At 70.1% G+C, this 16,906-nt stretch carries 13 protein-coding genes; 4 read left to right on the top strand and 9 right to left on the bottom strand.

Annotated features, from left to right (window positions below; all coding sequences use genetic code 11):
- Positions 1 to 109: 109 nt before the first annotated feature.
- On the bottom strand, positions 110 to 1,207 hold the full coding sequence (mnmA, locus tag C9992_RS03110; RefSeq protein ID WP_106814104.1) for a tRNA 2-thiouridine(34) synthase MnmA: 1,098 nt from the start codon (positions 1,205 to 1,207) through the stop codon (positions 110 to 112).
- Between the two features lie 327 nt (positions 1,208 to 1,534).
- Positions 1,535 to 2,701: a cysteine desulfurase family protein gene (locus C9992_RS03115; RefSeq protein WP_106814105.1), complete on the bottom strand. Its 1,167-nt coding sequence runs from the start codon at positions 2,699 to 2,701 to the stop codon at positions 1,535 to 1,537.
- Positions 2,702 to 2,819: 118 nt separating this feature from the next.
- On the opposite strand from C9992_RS03115, the gene glgX reads away from it, so the two are divergent.
- The 3 genes from glgX to glgB all read left to right on the top strand — a co-directional run bounded on the left by glgX (position 2,820) and on the right by glgB (position 9,231).
- Complete coding sequence (glgX, locus tag C9992_RS03120) at positions 2,820 to 4,904, top strand: glycogen debranching protein GlgX (protein WP_106814106.1); 2,085 nt, start codon at positions 2,820 to 2,822, stop codon at positions 4,902 to 4,904.
- 68 nt (positions 4,905 to 4,972) lie between these two features.
- Positions 4,973 to 7,057 carry a maltotransferase domain-containing protein gene (locus C9992_RS03125; RefSeq protein WP_106814107.1) on the top strand — a complete coding sequence of 695 codons (2,085 nt, stop codon included), beginning with the start codon at positions 4,973 to 4,975 and terminating at the stop codon, positions 7,055 to 7,057.
- Positions 7,054 to 9,231, top strand: a complete 2,178-nt coding sequence (gene glgB, locus C9992_RS03130; protein WP_106814108.1) for a 1,4-alpha-glucan branching protein GlgB — start codon at positions 7,054 to 7,056, stop codon at positions 9,229 to 9,231. The genes C9992_RS03125 and glgB overlap by 4 nt, the downstream gene beginning before the upstream one ends.
- 121 nt (positions 9,232 to 9,352) lie before the next feature.
- Here glgB and C9992_RS03135 read toward each other — a convergent pair whose 3' ends face one another.
- Together C9992_RS03135 and C9992_RS03140 are read right to left on the bottom strand one after the other, a co-directional pair.
- Positions 9,353 to 10,297, bottom strand: a complete 945-nt coding sequence (locus C9992_RS03135) for a tetratricopeptide repeat protein (RefSeq protein WP_106814109.1) — start codon at positions 10,295 to 10,297, stop codon at positions 9,353 to 9,355.
- On the bottom strand, positions 10,294 to 12,195 hold the full coding sequence (locus tag C9992_RS03140; protein WP_106814608.1) for a glycosyl transferase: 1,902 nt from the start codon (positions 12,193 to 12,195) through the stop codon (positions 10,294 to 10,296). The genes C9992_RS03135 and C9992_RS03140 overlap by 4 nt, the downstream gene beginning before the upstream one ends.
- Positions 12,196 to 12,370: 175 nt before the next feature.
- Here C9992_RS03140 and C9992_RS03145 point away from each other — a divergent pair, with 175 nt between their 5' ends.
- The gene (locus C9992_RS03145; RefSeq protein ID WP_106814110.1) at positions 12,371 to 13,447 is read left to right on the top strand and encodes an AI-2E family transporter; all 1,077 of its coding nucleotides are present in this window, start codon (positions 12,371 to 12,373) and stop codon (positions 13,445 to 13,447) included.
- Between the two features lie 21 nt (positions 13,448 to 13,468).
- Here the strand turns inward: C9992_RS03145 and C9992_RS03150 are convergent, their stop codons facing one another.
- From C9992_RS03150 to C9992_RS03170, 5 genes are read right to left on the bottom strand one after another with little or no spacing between them, the layout of a single operon-like run.
- Positions 13,469 to 14,203 carry an alpha/beta hydrolase gene (locus C9992_RS03150; protein WP_200826209.1) on the bottom strand — a complete coding sequence of 245 codons (735 nt, stop codon included), beginning with the start codon at positions 14,201 to 14,203 and terminating at the stop codon, positions 13,469 to 13,471.
- Positions 14,200 to 14,484, bottom strand: coding sequence for a hypothetical protein (locus tag C9992_RS03155; protein ID WP_106814112.1), 285 nt, complete (start codon positions 14,482 to 14,484; stop codon positions 14,200 to 14,202). The genes C9992_RS03150 and C9992_RS03155 overlap by 4 nt, the downstream gene beginning before the upstream one ends.
- Before the next feature lie 3 nt (positions 14,485 to 14,487).
- A complete protein-coding gene (locus tag C9992_RS03160; protein ID WP_235007949.1) occupies positions 14,488 to 15,240 on the bottom strand; it encodes an aggregation-promoting factor C-terminal-like domain-containing protein in 753 nt (250 codons plus the stop codon).
- Positions 15,241 to 15,298: 58 nt separating this feature from the next.
- The gene (locus C9992_RS03165) at positions 15,299 to 15,862 is read right to left on the bottom strand and encodes a DivIVA domain-containing protein (protein ID WP_106814113.1); all 564 of its coding nucleotides are present in this window, start codon (positions 15,860 to 15,862) and stop codon (positions 15,299 to 15,301) included.
- A complete protein-coding gene (locus C9992_RS03170; RefSeq protein ID WP_106814114.1) occupies positions 15,859 to 16,902 on the bottom strand; it encodes a phosphatidate cytidylyltransferase in 1,044 nt (347 codons plus the stop codon). Before C9992_RS03170 ends, C9992_RS03165 begins: the two co-directional genes overlap by 4 nt.
- Positions 16,903 to 16,906 lie beyond the last annotated feature (4 nt).

Consider the following 16,906-nt stretch of genomic DNA (forward strand, 5'->3'; position numbering starts at 1 on the left):
GTGCGTGCCGACAGGGCCGCCGCGTTCGTCATCCGTCACCCCGCCAGTCTAGGAGCGGCCCCCGACAGCGCACCGGGCTTGCGCCGCAGCCGCGGATCCCTCCGCGGCGCTACGCGATGACGGGTACGGCCGACACCGTGCGGTCGATCGTGAACTGGCCGATCACCCGGGTGCCGTCGTACAAGACGGCGGTCTGACCAGGCGCCACGCCGTCGAACGGCGTCTCGGGCACCACGGTGAGCACTCCGTCATCCAGCGTGGCCGTGGCCGGCACCGGATCGGCATGCGCACGGATCTGCACGTGGCACTCGAACTCGCCCGGCGGCTGCGCTCGACCAGCCCACGAATAGCGCTCCCCGGCGATCTCCGCGGTCGCGAGCGCCTCCTTCGGGCCGACCACCACCGTGTTGGTGACCGGTCGCACCTCGAGGACGAAGCGCGGCTTGCCGTCCGGGGCCGGCCGGCCGAGCTGGAGCCCGCGGCGTTGTCCGACGGTGAACGCGTGCGCCCCGTCGTGCGCGCCGACGACGGCTCCGGTTCGATCGACGATGTCACCCCGCTCCGCACCGACCTTCTCGGCCAGCCAGCCGCGGGTGTCGCCGTCCGGGATGAAGCAGATGTCGTGGCTGTCGGGCTTGTGCGCGACTGTCAGGCCCCGCTCCTCCGCCTCAGCCCGCACGATGGCCTTCGAGGGTGTGCTCCCGAGCGGGAAGTAGGTGTGCGCAAGCTGCTCGGCGGTCAGCACGCCCAGCACATAGGACTGGTCCTTGGCCTCGTCCGATGCGCGGTGCAGTTCTCGCCCGTTCGGACCGTCGACGAGCGTCGCGTAGTGCCCGGTGCAGACCGCGTCGAAGCCCAGCTCCAGGGCGCGCTCGAGCAGGGCCGCGAACTTGATCTTCTCGTTGCACCTCATGCACGGGTTGGGCGTGCGCCCCGCCCGGTACTCGGCCACGAAGTCATCGATGACGTCGTCGCGGAAACGCTCCGAGAAGTCCCACACGTAGAACGGGATTCCCAGCCGGTCCGCCGCCCGCCGCGCGTCCATCGCGTCCTCGATGGTGCAGCAGCCGCGGCTGCCGGCCCGCAGGGTGCCGCCCGCGCGAGAGAGCGCGAGGTGCACGCCGACGACGTCGTGGCCCGCCTCGACCGCACGTGCGGCGGCGACGGCGGAGTCCACTCCCCCGCTCATGGCCGCAAGTATCCGCATCCCCCCAGTCTACGAACGCCCGGCTGGCAGGGTCCCGGATGCGCCGCTCTCGTCTCGGCGGACTTAGCCGGTGCACGAACTCCTCAGGTTTCAGGCCGATCCGCGGACCTGAGCTCCGTCCGGCGCCGGTCGGGCCCAAGTTGAGGAGTTTGTGCGCCCAGAGACAGCGACGACGGACCGGACGCGCCGCAGATGCCGATGCCGTCGGGCACGACCCCTGCCACCGGGCCTCGAAGCACAAACTCCTCAAGTTCCGCGAGAACCCAGACCCCAGCCTCATCCGGCGCCCGAAGGCGCGCCATTCTGAGGAGTTCGTGCCGCCGGCGGTCAGCGCCCGGAGGCCGCACGAGCGCGGCTGACGGCGTCGGGCAGCGCGGCGAGGGCGGCGTCGACGTCGGACTCCGTGGTGGTGCGGCCGAGTGTGAAGCGCAGCACCTGGCGCGCCTCGGCATCCGTTCGCCCGAGGGCGAGCACGACATGCGAGGGCTCGGGCACGCCCGCCTGGCAGGCCGAGCCCGTCGATACGGCGATCCCGGCCTGGTCGAGCAGGAACAGCAGTGTCTCTCCCGACGCGCCGGGAAAGAGGACGTGCGCGTTTCCCGGCACGCGGTCCACCGGGTCTCCGAGCAGCTCGGCCTCGGGGATCGCTTGCCGGATGCCCCGAACCAATCGGTCGCGCAACCCGGCGAGCCGGACGGACTCGGCGGCACGCTCGGCCTCCGCGAGCTCGGCGGCGACCGCGAAGGCGACAGCACCGGGAACGTCCTGGGTGCCGGCGCGCAACCGGCGCTGCTGGCCTCCGCCGTGCAGCAGCGCCGAGAGCTCCGCCGTGCGGGACACCACGAGAGCACCGACGCCGGTCGGTCCCCCGATCTTGTGCGCAGACACGCTCATGGCCACCAGGCCCGCTCGTCCCCGCGCCGTCCCGCGCCACCGCCGGAACGACACCGGCACGTGGCCGAACGCAGCCACGGCATCCAGGTGAAGCGGCACACCGGCGTCCGCGGCTGCCGACGACAGGGCGGCGGAGTCGTTGACCGTGCCGATCTCGTTGTTCGCGACCAGTGCGGTCGCCAGGGCCGCGCCGGCCAACGCCCTGACGAACGCGTCGCCGCGGATGCGGCCGACCCGGTCGAGCGCCACCCGGTGCACCGGCGCCCCCTGTGCTTCGAGCCACTCCACGGCGTCGAGCGTGGCGTGGTGCTCGCCGTCGGGCAGCACCACCGCCGCGGCATCCGGCTGACGGCTCCACCAGAGGCCCTTGACGGCGAGATTCACCGATTCCGTGCCTCCCGAGGTGAACACCACCTCGATGGGATCCGCGTCCAGCACCGCCGCCAGTCGCTCGCGGGCCTCCTCCAGCGAGCGGCGGGCCTGCTGCCCGGCGCCGTGGATCGACGAGGCGTTGCCGACGGCGGCAGCCGCTTCCAGCCACGCTTCGCGCGCCTCCGCGCGCAACGGCGCCGTCGCGGCATGGTCGAGGTAGATCGGCACGCGCTCTCCTTCGCGCTCACACGGCGGCTCGGGCGACACGGGCTGCGCCTGAGTCCCGTCCACCATGGGACCCGGTCCCGTAACATCGCCGACTCCGACCATGGTTATCGTAGTCCGCATGGTCAGCCCCGAGTCCGTCATGTCGCCACCCTCAGAGGGTCTGCTGAGCGCCGACCTCGACGGGCTCGGTGTCGTGCTGCTGCCGGAGGGCGGCCGCCTGCGCGTCTGGTCGGGCGGTGCCGACGCCGTCGACCTCGTCATCTTCGACGACTCGGACCTGGACTGGATCACCGCCGCGGAGCCGCTCACTCCGGTCGGCGGCGGCGTGTGGGAGACCACGACGCCGCTGCTGCGCCCCGGGGTGCGCTATGCGGTGCGCGTGGACGGTCCGCCGGGGCCCGGCAACACGTTCAACCGGGGGACGCTGCTCATCGAGCCGTACACGCGCGGCCTGGTGCGGACCGGGTACGACGGCTGGCGCTCGGTCGTCGTGGAGGGCTCGTTCGATTGGGGCGGGGTCGGCAAGCCGGGGGTGCCGCTGGATCGCACGGTCATCTACGAGGGGCATCTGAAGGGTCTGTCCAAGCGGCATCCCGACGTGCCCGGGGCGCTGCGGGGCACGTACGCGGGGCTCGCGCATCCGGCGATGGTCGAGCATTTCCTCGACCTCGGCGTCACCAGCATCCAGCTGCTCCCGGTGCACGCGTTCACCACCGAGCCGCGACTGCTCCAGCACGGGCTCACCAACTACTGGGGCTACAACTCGCTGAACTTCTTCTCCCCGCACGCGCCGTACGCGACGGAAGAGGCGCGCCGCCAGGGTCCGGAGGCGGTGCTCCGCGAGTTCAAGGGCATGGTGAGGCTGCTCCACGAGGCCGGGCTCGAGGTGATCCTCGACGTCGTCTACAACCACACATCCGAAGAAGGCATCGGCGGACCGAGATCGAGTCTGCGCGGCATCGACAACCGCGCGTACTACCGGCAGCAGGACGACGGCGCGTACATCGACGTCACCGGCTGCGGGAACTCCCTGAACACATCGACGGATGCCGCGGCGCGGCTGGTTCTGGACTCCCTGCGGTACTGGGCGAACGAGGTGCAGATCGACGGTTTCCGCTTCGACCTCGCCACGACCCTCGGACGCGACGCCGCCCACACGTTCACGCCGGACCACCCCCTTCTGCGGACGATCCTCGACGACCCGGCCCTGCAAGGGGTCAAGAAGATCGCGGAGCCGTGGGACGTGGGCATGGGCGGCTGGCAGACCGGCAACTTCGGGCCGGGCTGGAGCGAGTGGAACGACCGATACCGCGACCGGGTCCGCAACTTCTGGCTCAGCGACGTCGACTACGCCCGCCGGGCGTCGACCTCTCCTGTCGGCATCGGCGGCTTCGCCACGCGGCTCGCCGGTTCTGCGAACACGTTCTCGGACGATCGCGGGCCGCTGGCGAGCGTGAACTTCATCACCGCGCACGATGGATTCACCCTGCGCGATCTGGTCTCGTACGACGTCAAGCACAACCTCGACAACGGCGAGCACAACCGCGACGGTGCCGACACCAACCGCTCGTTCAACCATGGCGCCGAGGGACCGACAGACGACGAGGCGATCCTCGCCACCCGGCGCCGGGCGATGCGGAACCTGATGGGCACGCTTCTGCTCTCGGCGGGAGTGCCGATGATCACGGCGGGCGACGAGTTCGCCCGTACCCAGCGGGGAAACAACAACGCCTACTGCCATGACTCGGTGCTGACGTGGCTGTCGTGGCAGCACGCGCCATGGCAACGCGAGTTGTACGCGCACGTGCGCCACCTGCTGAGGCTCCGCCGAGAGAACCCGGCCCTGCGTCCGAGCAGGTTCGCACGACTGGGCGAGCACACCCCTTCCGCATCGGTCATGGAGTGGTACGACGAGCACGGCGAGACCATGTCGCTCGACCGCTGGACCGATGCCTCGCACCGCACGCTGCAGTACGTCGCGGCCTCGACTCCCGAGTTCGAGGACTTCAACCGCATCCTGCTCATCGTCCACGGCACCGAGCGCGACGCCGCCGTCACGCTTCCGGAGGTCGATGGCGTCAGCCGGTACGCCGAGCTGTGGTCCAGCGCCGACGAAGCCCCGAGCGAGCGGGTGACTCACTGGAGGCCGGGCGATGTCGTGCCCATGACGGCTACGTCCATGAGGCTCTTCCGCGCCGAATAGCCGGGCCGATATCCGCCGCGCCCGTCGCCGCGCTGTCGCCGGCACCGGCGTGACGGTAGGTTCGAGACGTGGTCACGACGACGCGCTCCGCGCGCTCCCGCCCGTGGCGGAGCGCCTCGGCTCTCCCTGTCCGCAGCGCCGATGCCTGGCAGGCCGATCGCGACACCCGGGCGCGGCGGCTCCCGCTCGCCCAGCCCGCACCGTCGGTTCCATGGGGCGATTACCGCCCGAAAGCGTTCCAGGGCGAGGCGGTCCCGTTCCGGGTCACCGCCTTCCGCGAGGGTCACGACCGGATCGGCGTGCACCTGCGCCTCTTCTCACCCTCGGGCGACGAGTCTCTGCACCGCCTCGAGGCGCTCGAGGACGGGTTCGACCGCTGGCAGACGACGGTGGCCCTCCTCGAGCAGGGCGTCTGGCGGTTCCGCTTCGAGTCGTTCGGTGACGACTTCGCCACGTGGGAGCACGCCGCCTCGCTCAAGATCGCCGCGGGGGTGGATGCCCCGCTCATGCGGGAGATGGGAGCGCAGCTGTTCGAGCGCGCCGCCCGGGAGAAGGGCCGCCCCGCCGCCGAGCGCGCGGCGCTGACGACCGCCGCGGCATCCCTTCGCGATCCGGGGGTCGACCAGACGGCCGCGCTGGCCGTCGTCGAGGACCCGGCCATCGCGGCGTACTTCCGGGATCGCCCGGTCATGTCGCTGGTCACACTCGGCGACGACCTCGAACTGCTGGTGGAGCGCGAACGCGCGGGGGTCGGCGCCTGGTACGAGTTCTTCCCGCGCTCGGAGGGGGCGCGACGTCTGAAGGACGGGACGATCAAGAGCGGCACGTTCCGCACCGCCGCCAAGCGTCTGCCTGCCGTCGCAGCCATGGGCTTCGACGTGGTGTACCTGCCGCCCATCCACCCCATCGGCACACGCAACCGCAAGGGACCGAACAACACTCTGGAGGCCGGTCCCGGCGATCCCGGATCGCCGTGGGCCATCGGCTCGGCGGCCGGCGGCCACGATGCCGTGCACCCCGACCTCGGCACGCTCGCTGATTTCCGCTCGTTCGTGCGCGCAGCCCGCGCCGAAGGGCTCGAAGTCGCGCTCGACCTGGCGCTGCAGGCGGCGCCGGACCACCCCTGGGTCGCTGAGCACCCCGAGTGGTTCACGACGCTGCCCGACGGCACGATCGCCTACGCCGAGAACCCGCCGAAGAAGTATCAGGACATCTACCCCGTCAACTTCGACAATGATCCGGCTGGGATCCGCGCCGAGGTGCTGCGCATCGTGCGCCACTGGATCGCGCAGGGAGTGCGGATCTTCCGCGTGGACAACCCGCACACCAAGCCCCTGCAGTTCTGGGAATGGCTGATCGCCGCTGTGACGGCCGAGGACCCCGACGTCGTCTTCCTCGCCGAGGCCTTCACCCGGCCCGCTCCCCTGCAGAGCCTCGCCGCAGCGGGGTTCCAGCAGAGCTACACCTACTTCACGTGGCGCAACACCAAGCCGGAGCTCGAGGAGTTCCTCTCGGGCCTCGCCCACGAGACAGATGCGTTCCTGCGGCCCAACCTGTTCGTCAACACGCCCGACATCCTGACCGAGTACCTGCAGTTCGGGGGCCGGCCGGCCTACCGCATCCGCGCCGCCATCGCAGCGACCGCGGCGCCCACCTACGGCGTGTACGCAGGATACGAGCTCTACGAGAACGTCGCGCGTCCCGGCTCGGAAGAGAACATCGACAACGAGAAGTACGAGTACAAGCTGCGGGACTGGGCGGGCGCCGAAGAGCGCGGCGAGTCCCTCGCGCCCTTCCTCACGCGCCTCAACGAGATCCGCCGCGCCCATCCCGCGCTGCGCCAGCTGCGCAACCTCACCGTCCACTGGAGCGACGACGACGCGATCCTGGTGTACGTGAAGCACCTCGACGCGGCTCTGTCCTCCGACGGCGCGAGCGACACCATCATCGTGGTGGTCAACACCGACCCGCACTCCGTCCGCCAGACGATGGTCCACCTCGACACGCGGGTGTGGGGTGTGGCGCCCGGCTCCCCGTACGAGGTGGAGGACCTCATCACCGGATCGCGGTGGACGTGGTCCGATCACAACTTCGTGATGCTCGACGCCTTCACCGAACCGGTCCACATCCTGCACGTGAAGGAGCCCCGATGATGCTCTCCGACCAGCTCCTCGATGCCGTCGCGGCCGGTACGCACCACGATCCGCACGCCGTGCTGGGCATCCACCCCGACACCGACGACGAAGGCACGCCGACGTGGACGGTGCGGGCCCGCCGGCCCCTCGCCCGCAGCGTGACCGCCGTGTTCGACGACGGCACCCGGGTGCCGCTCGAGCACGTCCGCGAGGGCATCTGGGAGGGGACCCGCGGCGGGGCGCGCGGCCGGTACGAGCTGGTGGCCGGCTACGCCGAGGGGCCGGACTACGTCGCGGACGACCCCTACCGGCACACACCCACCATCGGCGAGCTGGATCTGCATCTCATCGGCGAGGGCCGCCACGAGGAGCTCTGGCGGGTCCTCGGCGCGCACGAGCGCGAGCATGACGGGAGCCGCGGAACCGCCTTCGCGGTCTGGGCGCCCAACGCCCGCGCGGTCCGCGTGGTCGGCGACTTCAACGGCTGGGACGGCCGAGGTCACGCGATGCGCTCGATGGGCGCCAGCGGGGTCTGGGAGCTGTTCATCCCCGGCATCGGAGCGGGGACCACGTACAAGTTCGAGATCCGCGGCCGCAACGGCCAGTGGGCGATGAAGGCCGACCCGATGGCGCAGTTCGCCGAGGTCCCCCCGGCGACCGCGTCCGTCGTCGTCTCCTCCTCGTACAAGTGGCGCGACGCGGCGTGGATCGCTCGGCGCTCGGCGTCCACACCGGTGTCTCAGCCGATGTCGGTGTACGAGCTGCACCTCGGCTCGTGGCGCCAGGGCCTGTCGTACCGAGAGGCCGCCGATCCGCTCATCGAGTACGTGACCGCGCAGGGCTTCACGCACGTGGAGTTCCTGCCGCTGGCCGAGCACCCCTTCGGAGGATCCTGGGGCTACCAGGTCACCGGCTACTACGCACCCACCAGCCGCTACGGCCATCCCGATGACCTGCGCTATCTCATCGACCGCCTCCACCAGGCGGGCATCGGCGTGATCATGGACTGGGTGCCGGGGCATTTCCCGAAGGATGCCTTCGCCCTCGCGCGCTTCGACGGTGAGCCGCTGTACGAGCACCCCGACCCGCGACGGGGCGAGCACCGCGACTGGGGGACGCTCATCTTCGACTACGGGCGCAACGAGGTGCGCAACTTCCTCGTCGCCAACGCCCTGTACTGGTTCGAGGAGTTCCACGTCGACGGCCTCCGTGTGGATGCCGTCGCATCGATGCTCTACCTCGATTACTCGCGCAAGGACGGCGAGTGGGCGCCGAACATCCACGGCGGTCGGGAGAACCTGGAAGCCATCCGGTTCCTCCAGGAAGTCAATGCCACCGCGTACAAGCGGTATCCCGGGATCGCGATGATCGCCGAGGAGTCCACCAGCTTCCCCGGCGTGACGGCACCGACAAGCCACGCGGGCCTCGGCTTCGGGTTCAAGTGGAACATGGGCTGGATGAACGACTCGCTGCAGTACATCAAGCGGGATCCGCTGTACCGATCGCACCACGAGGGGGAGCTGTCCTTCTCGTTCGTGTACGCGTTCAGCGAGAACTACGTGCTTCCGATCAGCCACGACGAGGTGGTCCACGGCAAGGGCAGCCTCTTCTCGAGGATGCCGGGAGACCACTGGCAGCAGCTGGCGAACATGCGCGCGTTCCTGGCGTACATGTGGGGGCACCCGGGCAAGCAGCTGCTGTTCATGGGGCAGGAGTTCGGGCAGCTCTCCGAATGGTCGGAGTCACGGTCGCTGGACTGGTGGCTCCTGGACCAGCCGACGCACGCACAGCTGCAGCAGTTCGTCTCGGTGCTCAACAGCGTGTATCGCGAGCACGCGCCGCTGTGGGCACGTGACAGCGACGCCGCAGCCTTCACGCGCCTGGGCGGCCCACGGTGGAACCCGAACGTGATCGCGTTCTCCCGACGGGACTGGCACGGGAACAACGTCGTCGTCGCCGCGAACTTCTCGGGCGCGCCCATCTCGTCCTTCGAGCTCGACCTGCCCGAGCGAGGGATGTGGCACGAGATCCTCAACACCGATGCGCAGGCATACGGCGGCTCCGGTGTGGGGAACATGGGCGTCGTCCACGCCGGCGACGGCGGACGAGCGACCCTCGTGCTGCCGCCCCTCGGCGTGCTGTGGCTGCGGCACGAGACGCAGGCTCACATCCCCTCCCCCACCCAGGGCTGATCACCAGGCGGTGCGGCATCACGCGAGATGAAGCACCACCTCTTGAGCATGGGCACCATCTCGCGACGGCACCCACCACGCTGCGGAGACGAGCACCACGTCGCAGAGGTGCCGGACGGCGTCAGAACAGCAGCGAGGCGAGGCGCCCGCGGGCGGAGACGACGCGGGGGTCGGCGTCACCGACGAGCGCGAAGAGCTCCAGCAGCCGCTCACGCACGGGGGCGCGCTCGTCCGAGGGCAACTGGGCGAACAGATCGAGCAGTCGCCCGAACGCGTCATCCACGTGCCCGCCGGCGATGTCGAGGTCGGCGACCGCCAGCTGGGCGGTGACATCCGTCGGCGCCGCCGCAGCCGCCGCGCGCGCCTCCTGCAGGTCCAGTCCCTGCACGCGGTCGAGCAGGCGCACCTGCCCGAGACCGGCGCGGGCGTCGGCGTCCCGGGGGTTCTCGGCGAGAGCCTTCTCGTACGCGGTGATCGCGCGCGCGTAGTCGCCGGCTTCGATCGCCTCGAATGCCTCGGCGTGCAGGGGAGGCAGCGGCGGCTCGGCCGCGTCGCCGGCGGACGAGTCCGATGCTCCATCCACCGCGACGGACCCCGTGACGCCGTTCTGAGCGGCCAGTTGGAGCAGCTGGGCGAACACCTCGCGCACCTGCTGCTCGGGCACCGCGCCGGTGAACAGCGGGACGGGCTGCCCGGCGACGAGCGCCACCACCATGGGGATCGACTGCGCACGGAACGCCTGTGACAGCTGCGGGTTGGCGTCGACGTCGACCTTCGCGAGCACCAGGCGGCCGGCGAGCTCGGTGACCACGCGCTCGAGGATGGGGCTCAGCTGCTTGCACGGCCCGCACCACTCGGCCCAGAGGTCGACGACGACGGGAACGGTACGGGACAGCTCCAGCACCTGCGCGAACGTCTCGTCGGTGACATCCATGACCAGCGACGCAACGCCGATGGCGTCACCGGAGGGTGCGGCGTCACCCGCCGCGGCAGGAGCCGGCCGGTTGCGCAGAGCCGACAGGTCTACGGCGCCGCGGACGGCGGCACCCAGGGTGGGATCGCTCACGAGATCACCTTCGCGTCGAGGAGGTCGGAGGAGTAGCCGAGAAGACGGATCTTCTCGTTGGATCCGGGGCCGGGAACGTAGAAGAACACCTGGTCACTGTAGGTCGTGACGAAACCGGTCGCCGACTGCTCGACTCCCGTGAGCGCCTTCACCGTCGGGTTGTCCAGGAGCTTGATCACGGCATCCGGGTTCGTCGGGGTGACGGTGTCGAGCTCGTTGATGTTGACCGCCACGATGGCGCCACTCTCGACCGTCTGCAGAGCGAACGGCGGCTGCGAGCCGGCGGCGGAGGAGAACTGCAGGTTCCCGGTGGTCGCCCCGGTCTGATTGAACTCGTCCAGGCGCCGCTGGCGGTCTGCCGCGATGCTCTCGCGCAGCTGATCGCCGTCGGACTCGAACAGGTCGTAGAACTCGCTCTCCTCGCCCTTGTTGATGATGTCGGAGTAGGCGGCGGCGACCTCGTCCGGCGGCAGCAGAAGGAACGGCGAGTCAGGTTCGATCTGCGGCGCGCCGATGTAGGCGGGGGCCAGCTTCGGCAGCGAAGTGGAAGCCTCGAGGCTTCCGATGTAGGAGACCTTGTAGTCCGCCCAGGCGTCCTGCTGGGTCATGATCATGATGCTCGACGTCTTCGACGTCTCGTCGTCGGCGACGGCGATCACCGAGCGGGGCCAGCTGTCGAACGCCTGCGGAAGGATGATCTCCAGCGGCTTGGCGAGGATCGGGGCAGGAGCCGGGTAGTCCGCGATCGCGCCGCGGAGCTTGTAGTTGGTGTCGCGGGCGGCCAGTGCCGCACCCTCCAGGCGCGTGTCGGCGAGGTCTCCGTCCATCGCCGCATCCGCGTCGGCGACGGTGGCCGAGATGCGGGTGAGGATCCGCTCGGCCTGCGCCTTCGTGACGGCCGGCGCCTGCTGGCCCTCGGGTGCCACGACGGTCGTCGTCGGAGTCGGCGTCGGCGTCGGCGCGAGCTGCGGCCACGCGTCCGCCGAGCAACCGCTGAACAGCAGCGCGGACACCGCGACGACGGGCAGCACGGCGAACGCGCGCCTCCCGCTTCCCACGGAGCGCCGCGTGCGAGCACGCGAGCTGCTGATGACGCCCTTGTCACCCTCGGCCGTGGCGATGTCGATGGGCTCGGTCACAGGCAGCGGCAGACCCTTGCGGCGAGGACCGCGCTTACGGCGCGCATGACGGATGCCGAGGATGTAGAGGAACACGCCGACCGCCATGAGGATGCCGCCGCCCACGATGAGCGGACCCGCCCACGGTGTCGAGGTCTGCAACGGCCACGTCACGGTGACCTTGCTGGGGGCGGGCGCGGTGCCGTCCGACGCGACGAGGACGCTCATCCCCTCGGGAAGCTGCAGCGGCGCGATCAGCAGGTCCTTCTGCTGGTACTCGTCGAGCCAGAGGTCCGAACCGACAGGGCTGCGCCCGGCGGTCGCCTCCGTCGCGTCGTCCGTGGCGGCATCGCCGTCGGCCGCGGCATCGCCCTCTCCCGGAGCATCGGCGCCGCCGGCAGCCGGATCTTCCGTCGAGGCGGTGTCGTCACCGGTGTCACCCTCGGCCGCCGTCTGCTCGGGCTCCACGACAGCGGTGTCCAAGCCGCCGTCATCCCCGAGGGTGACATGCGTGTACGAGCTGTCGGAGAGCCACGCCTGCATGTCGGCCGTGCGGCCATACGAGGCGAAAAGGTCGCCGGGGGCTTGCGCCCGCAGGGTCTGCGTACCGGGCAGCTGGTTGAGGACCGCTCCGTCGATCAGCAGGTACGGGGTGTCGTCCTCGGCCGAGATCGCGGTGGTCTCGGTCCTGGGTCCCTGGAAGATCGTCCGCTGGGCGATGCCCGCACCGATCATCACGGCGGCGAGCACGAAGGCTGCCACGGCCCACACGAAACGCACGAACGACACCTTTCCCGGGCGCGCCGACACAGCGCTGCCCTTCGATTCGACATTTCAGACTAGCGAATTCGACCTGTGAGGCGCGTGGGAGGGAGCATTGCCGGGCCTGCGTGTCGTGCATGCGTATCCTGGGCGGACACACGCATCGACGCCGCGTCGGTGGAGGGGGATCTCGATGAAGCTGCACAGCCCGTTCCGCACCGCCCTGCTGGCCACTCTGGGCGTGGGACTCGGACTGCTTCTCATCGGCAGCATCCAGAACCTGCAGACGATCCTGCTGTACGTCGGGACGGCACTGTTCCTCTCGCTGGGACTGGATCCGATCGTCGGGTGGCTCGAGCGTCGCAAGCTGCCGCGCTGGGCCGCAGTGCTCATCACCATCCTGGGCGTCCTCGCCGCCTTCGCGGGGATCATCCTCATGATCGTGCCGATCATCGTGCAGCAGATCGGGCAGCTCGTCGGGACGCTCCAGGACCTCGCAGAGGAAGGTGCCTTCGACGACCCGGTGGGCGCGATCCAGGACTGGCTGCACACGGTCTTCCCCGCGCTGAACGTCGACGAGGTGTGGACCTACGTCGAGGACTGGTACGCGTCGCTCGACGTCGGCGCGATCGGATCGGAGGTCGGAGGCAGCCTGATCGCGATCATGGGTGCGATCATCACGGGGTTCGCCGGCGCGTTCATCGTGCTCATCCTCACGATCTATTTCACGGCGTCGACGCCGAGCCTCAAGCGGGCCGTCTACCAACTGGTGCCGGCCTCCAAGCGGGCGCGGTTCATGGATCTCGGAGAGCAGATCACCGACTCGGTGGGCTACTACGTCATCGGCCAGCTCAGCCTCGGTGTGATCAACGGCGTGCTCAGCGCGATCTTCCTGTCGATCATCGGAGCTCCGTTCCCCGCGGTCCTCGCTGTGATCGCGTTCTTCTTCTCGCTGATCCCGCTCGTCGGAACACTCACCGGCTCGACGATCATCGTGCTGACCTGCCTCATCCCGGGACTGGGAAGCAACCCGAACGCATGGTGGATCGCGGCGATCTACTACCTGATCTACATGCAGATCGAGGCGTACGTGATCTCGCCGCGCATCATGGGCCGGGCGGTGTCGGTACCGGGCGCCGTCGTGGTGATCGCGGCCTTGGCCGGTGGCTCGCTCTTGGGGCTCCTCGGCGCGCTGGTGGCCATCCCGGTGGCCGCGAGCATCCTCATCATCTACCGCCAGGTGGTCATCCCGCGCCAGAACGAGAGATGACCCGCGCGTCTGGACTCTCGCTCAGGCGTCGGGGACGACTGGCCCGTCCCAGTCGACCGGCAGCGGCAGCGCGTCCGGATTGACGGCGGCGACGATCTCGGTCAGCACGCGACGGGTCTGGTTCTCGCCCACCCAGAGGTGCTTGCCGCCCTCCACCGGAATGAGCACGGCCTCGGGAACGCTCGCGAAACTCCGGGCTGCGGCATCCGGTCGCAGGTAATCGTCGAACTCGGGGACGAGGATCACCAGCCGACGCTCGCCGCCGGCCCACGCGGCCACCTCGGCGTCCGTCGCGCGGTGCAAGGGCGGCGACAGCAGCACGGCGCCCTCGATGCCGTGATCCCTGCCGTACTTGAGGGCCAGTTCGGTGCCGAACGACCAGCCCACCAGCCACGGGCGCGGCAGACCGCGTTCGCGGACGAACTCCATGGCCGCCGCGACGTCGAACGCCTCGGCGCGACCGCCGTCGAACGAGCCTTGGCTCGTGCCTCGGGGCGATGTCGTTCCGCGGGTGTTGAACCGCAGCACGGCCAGATCAGCCAACGCGGGAAGCCGCGCGGCGGCCTTGCGGAGAACGTGCGAATCCATGAAGCCGCCGGCGGTGGGCAACGGGTGCAGGGTGACCAGCGTCGCGACCGGGTCGCGCTCCTCGGGCAGCGCCAGCTCCCCGACCAGGGTCAGGCCGTCCAGCGTGTGCAGCTCGATGTCCTCCCGGCGGGCCGGAAGAAGCATCGGTCCACGGATCTCCACTGTCATGCCACCTTCCAGCAATGCTGATGCCAATGCCGGCGCGCCGCCAGGTCGGCGGCATCACCCAGCACCCCGTCCGCGCGCCACGTCACGACGTGGGCGACCCCGATGTCGATCTGTCCACCGCATCCCGGGCACGTGTACGGCTTCTGGGCCTGTGCCGCCGAGACGGGCTGCACCGTCCATTCGACGCCCCGCTTGACCTCGCCTCGCTTCCAGCCCGCGAGCAGGCGCTCGAAGGACTCATCACCGCCGGCATCCGGACGGCGGCGGTTGGACCGCGGCACGGCTCAGTACCAGCCCGTGCGCTGGGAGTGGTCCCACGCTCCGCACGGGCTGCCGTAGCGACCGCTGATGTAGCCCAGGCCCCACGTGATCTGCGTAGCGGGGTTGGTCTCCCAATCCGCGCCCGCGCTGGCCATCTTGCTCCCGGGCAGCGCCTGCGGGATGCCGTAGGCACCGCTTCCGGCGTTGTAGGCGTTCACGCGCCAGCCGGACTCCTTGTTCCACAGCGCCACGAGGCAGGCGAACTGATCGTCGCCCCAGCCGCGCGCCAGCACCATGTCGTAGGCGATCGCCTGCGCCGTGCCCGGGTCCGGAGAGACGAACGGCGGTCGCCACCCGCCGCTCTTGGCCGTTCCGCCCGACGCGGTGGCGGTGGGGGTCGGCGTCGGCTTCGGCTTGACGTACACCGAGTAGCTGCCGCGCTCGAGGACCGCCGGTTCCGGATCCGCCGCGGACTCATCCCCCGCGCGCGACTGGACGTCGTCCAGACCGCTGGCATACAGCGACACGGTCGTCTCGTCATCGGCGCTGGCCTGCGCGAGGGCGAACCCGGTGGGGCCGATGTAGGCCGCTGCGAAACCGAGCACCGCGAATGCCGCGAACGCCCCGACGACTCCGCGTCGTCGCGACCACCGCGCCGTGGTCGCCCGCGTGGCGGAGGCTGAAGTCGCCCGTGGCCCCCTGCGCGTCGACACCTCGGTCGACACCTGGTGACGACGGACCCGTCTGGTCGGGTTGAGCTCGTTTCCAGAAGTCACAGTGCCCCGATTCTCGCACACGGGCACCGCGGCGTGCCATGCGCGCCGGGAGCCGAGGTCACTTGACCGCAAGCATGACCTCGACGACGGCATCCAGCACCGCGTCGACCTGCGACTCGCGATAGCCGCCGCGCTGCATGCGGAACGCCACCGCGCGCACCTGCTCGACCGTGACCGACTCGCCCGTCTCGAGGTATGCCGCGAGCTTCTCCGACACGAGGTCGACTTCGGTGATCCGGTAGCCGTAGCGCAGCGCAGACACGCGGTCGAACCGCTTCTTGGCCGGGCGTGACAGCCGGTTCAGTACTTCCTGCGCGAGTTCCCGGGTGTGTCCCACCCACGCGGGAGCCCCGACGGTCGCGACAGCCGCAGAGCGCTCGCGTGCGGCGAACGCGTCTTCGATGCGTCCGAGCGCGGCGTCGACGGACGGGATGGCGTAGCCGTGGCGCACCAGCGGGAACGCCACCCGCCGCACGTCCGCGGCGGTCAGGTCGTCGGTGCCCTCCTCGAACGAGGCCCGCGCGCGGGCGAGGAACTCGTCGACGGTCTGCTTCTCGTAGCCCTTCTCGCGTCCTCGCGCTTCGGGGAAGGACGTCCGTGCGGGCGCCTGGGATGCCGTCATGATGCCACCAGCGGGGTGAAGAAGTAGTAGAGGGCCAAAGCGCCGACGGCGGAGAGCAGGATCGAGTCCAGCCGGTCCAGGACGCCCCCGTGCCCCGGGAGCCAGGAGCTCATGTCCTTGATCCCGAGATCGCGCTTGATCATGGATTCTCCCAGGTCGCCGGCCGTCGCCGTACCCAGGATGACGATGCCGAAGACGGCGCCGAGCCACCATGGCAGGCCCAGCATGAACAGGCCGACCAGCACGCCCGCCAGGATCGCCGCGAGGGTAGCGCCGGCGAACCCCTCCCAGGTCTTCTTGGGACTGATCCGGGGTGCCATGGGGTGCTTGCCGAAGGAGATCCCGGCCACGTACGCCCCGGTGTCGGATGCGACCGCCACGATGATGAAGGCGAGCACCCACCATTCACCGCGCTCCTGGCTGAGCAGGACGACGCACAGCGCGGCGAGGAAGGCCACATACAGCTGGAGGAACGCGGCGATGACGACGTCACCGATGACCGCCGAGTACACGCGGCCGTCGTGCGCGGCCATCTGCGCCACCAGGCGCCACACCACGACGAACGCCAGCGCGACGAACAGCACCACCCACAGCAGCCAGGAGCTGACGAAGTACGCCGACACCACGACCACGGTGGCAGCGACCAGCTGCGGGACCACGTCCACACGCCGCCCGCTGGTGCGCAGCGCCCGGCCGAACTCGAAGACCGCCAGGAGCGCCGCCGCCAGCGCGAAGACCACGAACGCCCACTTGACGAACAGCAGGGAACCCAGGAGCACGACGCCGATGGCCAGGGCGATGAGGATCGCCAGGATCAGATCCCGCCCGGTGCGCTCCTTGATCCGCTCGTTCGCCTCCTCGAAGTCAGCCTTGGCCTGCGCGACCTGGTTCTCCAGCTCGCTGCGCGCGGCGCGCAGGTGGGCCTGGAGATGAGGGCCGGAGTCTTGCGGCTCGACGGCTCGCCGGCTCTCCCCCGCCGCTCGCCGCGTGCGGGGTACGGGCGGCTCGTCGGCTCGCGGCGGATCTGATGCGTCGCTCATGCGC

Origin of the sequence: Microbacterium timonense (assembly GCF_900292075.1) — a bacterium.
GTDB classification, from domain to species: domain Bacteria; phylum Actinomycetota; class Actinomycetes; order Actinomycetales; family Microbacteriaceae; genus Microbacterium; species Microbacterium timonense.